Genomic DNA, 4,040 nt, shown 5'->3' on the forward strand with positions numbered 1-4,040 from the left:
CGACGCGTTCTTTCCACAGCGCTTCGCGTTCGATATTTGCCATTCCTATCTCCTTTTCAAAACCGGAGTATGGCTAGGTGGAATTGGCAATGGAAGGTGGGTGGACTGGACGCTTACGCCAAGGCCGCCACGAGCCACGCTGCTTTTTTTTGTCTGGAGAAAGACGACAGCGACGTGGACATCGCAAGCGCGGATTAGATCGGGCCCGCGCGTTGAGCGGCACTAAATCGGCTACCGGGTGGGCGCTCAAAATGGGTGTTTCAGGAGGCGATATGGCGACAGATCAACCACAAAACCCCGGCGACCAGGCGCCGCCGGCCGCGCCAGGCACCGGCGAAGCGGTCTGCGACGTCTGCAAGGGCACCGGCAAAGTCGACGGCAAGGAATGTGAGAACTGCGGGGGCACAGGGAAAGTCATCGAGGGCATCGGCGGTGGCTAAATGACGATGACCTCCTCGACAACAGCGATCAAGGGATTTCCTACGTCGGCCGGGGTCTGGCTTGGCCTCGGCTTGGGCGGCTTCTTCGATCGCATCGTCCTGCACCAGATCTTGCAGTGGCATCACATGCTGACCAGCGCCGGCTACCCGGCAAATAGCGTCGAGAAACTGAAGGTCAACACCTTCTAAGACGGCATGTTTCACGCGTCGACCTACATCTTTGTCGCGATTGGCCTCGCCATCCTGTGGCGCGCGGCGCGCCGGCCCCACCTGCCGTGGTCGGGAAAAATGCTGGCGGGCTCGATGTTGATGGGCTTCGGCATATTTAACGTGGTGGAGGGCATCGTCAACCATCACATCCTGCAGGTTCACCACGTCAACGAAACAGTGCCGGTTGACCAGTAAATCTATTGGGACGTCGGTTTCCTGCAGTTGGGCGCCGCCATGTTGATTGGCGGCCGCCTGCTGCTCAGCGCCGGCAAACGTGACACGGCCGCACCTCCATAGCTAACGCGTCATCACCGTCTACCATGGCTCCCAGCTGCGCCACCTTCGAGCGCGGCTGGGTCCACACTGGTATCCGCCCGCGTTCCCCCCGAATGCCGGTGCTGACGGATGGCCAGTGTGGCCCAGTTCGAAAATTACTCCAGGGCTCGAACGCATTTGCATGCGCAGTTTTTGAACCCATGAGCATACGACCGTCGCGCAGCTGCCGAGGTTCCGTAAAACGCGTCAGGGTCGGCGGCCTCGGCCTCTACGCCGGTGCGTTGAGTGCGCTCAATACGGCGCGCGCCATGACGGCGATCATAAGCGCCGGTCTTGCTCGGTTCGCTGCGCAGCCGTCCCGCCGTTCACACCAGCTCAAGGGGTTGACATGTCCGAAAAACTTCATGGCCCGGCGCGACGCGCCCGCGCGTCCCGTTTCACCGTCGTCGCACTGCTAAGCGCCCTGGCGCTTGCCGGCTGCGGCCGTAGCAGCGACGACAGTCAACCGGCGCCGCCGGCGCACCCGACCCGGAAGTTCGCCGCTGAACTGACCCGCACCACGCATGGCGTCGCCCACGTCCGTGCCAATGACTTTCGCAGCCTCGGCTACGGCCTGGCGTACGCCTACGCGCAAGACAATGTCTGCATGTTCGCCGACAGCCTTCTCACGGCGCGCGGCGAGCGTTCGCTGTTCTTCGGGCCGGACGCCCACGCTACCCGTCGCGTCAACGGCGAGTACGGCGCCGTCAGCGATTTCATGGACCTGAAAAACGAGGACAGCGATTTCTTTTTCAAGGGCTATCTCGACATTGACCAGCTGAAGGCTGGCTACGTCGCCGGATCGCAGGAGACGCGCGACATGCTCGAAGGTTACGCGGCCGGTTACAACCGCTACCTGAAAGACAGCGCCGGCAATTATCCCGCCGCCTGCCGCAAGGCCGCGTGGGTGCGACCGATCACCGTCGAGGACATGTACCTGGTCATCGCCGAGAAAGCGCTGCACGCATCCGGCGAGGTGTTCGCCAAAGAAATCGTGGCCGGCGCGCGCGACCCCGGCGTCGTCTCGCCCGTCGTGGCGAAGGCCAGGCCAGGCAAGATCGATCGTACCTTCATGATGGCTCGCCTGGAAAAACTGACGGCAGAGCAGCTCGGCAGCAATGGCCTGGCGATCGGCAAGCAGTTGTCCGCCAGCGGGCGCGGCATGCTGCTCGGTAACCCGCACTATCCGTGGAGTAGCACCGACCGCTTCTACCAGGCGCACCTTACCGTCAACGGTCGCTACGATGCGATGGGTGTGGTGCTTGGCGGCTTGCCGATCGTGGTGATCGGCTTTAACAAAGATGTCGCATGGACCCATACGGTCACCAAGGCCGTGCACTTCACCACCTTCAAGCTGACGCTCGACCCGGGCGACGGCAGTGGCACCAGCTACATGTCCGACGGCGTATCGGTGAAGATGACGCCAAAGACGGTGACCGTCGAGAGCCGCATGCCGAACGGCGGCGTGTCCAGCCGGCAGAAGATCTTCTACTTCAGCAAACTGGGCGCGGTGCTGGTCAAGCCGGAAGCGGGCATTACCTGGAACGCGAACGCGGTGTACGTGCTGGCCGACCCGAACCGCAACAACACGCGCCTGATCGATCAGTGGATCGGCATCGGCAGCGCGCGCAGCGTTCACGAGATGAAAGCCTCGCTCGACAAGATCGTCGGTCTTCCGTGGATCAATACGGTTGCGGCCGACCGCGACGGCGACACCTTGTACGCCGATGCCAGCGTGGTGCCGCGCGTCGGCGCCGACAAGTTCGCATCGGACTGCCTGATCGTGCCGCCGCTGCTGATGTTCGACGGCTCGCGCAGTGCCTGCGGCTGGGGCCAGGACGGCGCCGCGCCGCCGGGAATTCACTCGCCCGCCAACGCTCCCTGGATGATCCGCACCGATTATGTCGGCAACTCGAACGACGGCTACTGGCTCACCAATCCACGCGCCCTGCTGAAGGGGCCGGCGCCGCTTGGCTACTCGCCGCTGTATGGACCGACCGACGTCGAACAGAAATTGCGGACACGCATCGGCTTTCGCCAGCTGGAGGAAATGCTGGCGCAACGTCGGCAATTGCGGCCTGTCGACTTGCAGGAATTGATGTTCGCCAATCGCGTCTACGCCGCCGAGCTGGTGCTGCCCGAACTGCTGCCGCTGTGTCGCGCCGCCGAAGACCGTACGTTGACGCGGGCGTGCAATGTGCTGTCCGCATGGGACGGGCGCGCCAACCTCGACAGCCGCGGCGCAGTGCTGTTCCGCGAGTTCTGGAATGCAGCTGCGACTATTCCGAACAAATGGGCCGTTCCGCTCGATCCCGTCGACCCGGTCAACACGCCCTCTGGCCTGATCCCTTCAGTGTCGCCGGCGATGCTTGCGGCCCTGAAGTTGGCGGCGCAAAAACTCGAGGCCCTCGGCATCCCGCTCGATGGGCGGCTGGGCGACTACCAGGACGAAACGCGTGCCGGCGTTCGGGTGCCGGTCCACGGCGCGATCGGCGATATTGACGGTTCTTACAACTCTATTCACATGAGCACCGCGCTCGACGCGGACGGCTATCACGACATCGCATGGGGCACCAGCTACATCCAGACGGTGACGTTCGACGACGCCGGCCCGGTAGCCCAGGCGATGCTGGTGTACGGCCAGTCAGTAGATCCGAAGTCGCCGCACTTTGGCGACCAGGTGCCGCTCTATTCGCGCAAGGAATGGCCGACGCTGCCGTTCAGCCAGGACAAGATCAAGGCCGATCCGCAGTTCAAGTTGATAACGCTGACGGAATAATTCCACATTTTGCAGCGCAGCACTTGCAAGGCCGCTAGGGCTTTGCTATAGTTCGCCTCCCCGATGAAACGGTTGACGAAATCAAGTAGTCACCAGGTAGCCGGGGAGCGCCGGAAACGGCGACGAAGCAAAAAAAAGAAGTTGACGGTGAAGGCGAAAAGCCTCATAATCTTACCTCTTCGCTGCTGATGAACACAACGCTTCATCGCCAGGCAGCAAGCAGTACCGAACAAGTTCTTTAAAAATTAACAGTCGATAAGTGTGGGCGTTTGATGAAGGTGCCAGTGACTTCGGTC

General features: G+C 62.2%; 3 protein-coding genes and 1 pseudogene. All 4 read left to right on the forward strand.

Annotated elements, in window-relative coordinates; translation table 11 throughout:
- A partial coding sequence (locus ACP7DD_RS26275; RefSeq protein WP_426178315.1) for a hypothetical protein occupies positions 1–198 on the forward strand: 198 nt, incomplete at its 5' end.
- A gap of 74 nt (positions 199–272) precedes the next feature.
- Entirely contained in the window at positions 273–440 is a 168-nt protein-coding gene (locus ACP7DD_RS26280; RefSeq protein WP_426178317.1) for a hypothetical protein, read from the forward strand.
- A 6-nt stretch (positions 441–446) separates the two neighbouring features.
- A pseudogene (locus tag ACP7DD_RS26285) lies at positions 447–845 on the forward strand (DUF2243 domain-containing protein).
- Between the two features lie 469 nt (positions 846–1,314).
- On the forward strand, positions 1,315–3,744 hold the full coding sequence (locus ACP7DD_RS26290; protein ID WP_426178319.1) for a penicillin acylase family protein: 2,430 nt from the start codon (positions 1,315–1,317) through the stop codon (positions 3,742–3,744).
- Positions 3,745–4,040: the final 296 nt, after the last annotated feature.

Source organism: Massilia sp. TWR1-2-2, assembly GCF_049897565.1.
GTDB lineage: Bacteria > Pseudomonadota > Gammaproteobacteria > Burkholderiales > Burkholderiaceae_D > JAFCUW01.